The organism is Pseudoalteromonas sp. GW168-MNA-CIBAN-0100 (assembly GCF_040309225.1).
GTDB lineage: Bacteria > Pseudomonadota > Gammaproteobacteria > Enterobacterales > Alteromonadaceae > Pseudoalteromonas > Pseudoalteromonas arctica.
Genome location: NZ_JBEOOL010000461.1, coordinates 1 through 282, shown reverse-complemented (window position 1 = coordinate 282; position 282 = coordinate 1). Strand labels below are relative to the sequence as shown.

The window sequence follows — 282 nt, the reverse complement described above, 5'->3', positions numbered from 1 at the left end:
CGTTAATAGTGTCTGTTGCAAATTAGCTTGAGCTAACTTAAGTGCTTGCAGCTCTTGTTGTAGTAATTTATTTTGCTCATTTAATTGATTAACAGCTAAGCTTTGCGTCTTGCTCGCGTTGAGCTTTTGATAAAACTCAAAGCCAACTCCAGAGGCAACAATTAGCGAAATAATAAGTGCTAAGCTCCCGACTTTACTTACTCGTTGCTTAGTGTTGTCAGTCTTATTAGTTGCTTTGTGCGTATCGCTTTTAGCCGTAGCTTTGCCATTGTTGGCTGTTGC

General features: G+C 39.7%; 1 pseudogene. It reads right to left on the bottom strand.

The features are described 5' to 3' along the window. Positions 1 to 282: pseudogene (locus tag AAEY62_RS21955) on the bottom strand (uroporphyrinogen-III synthase); the annotation flags it as partial.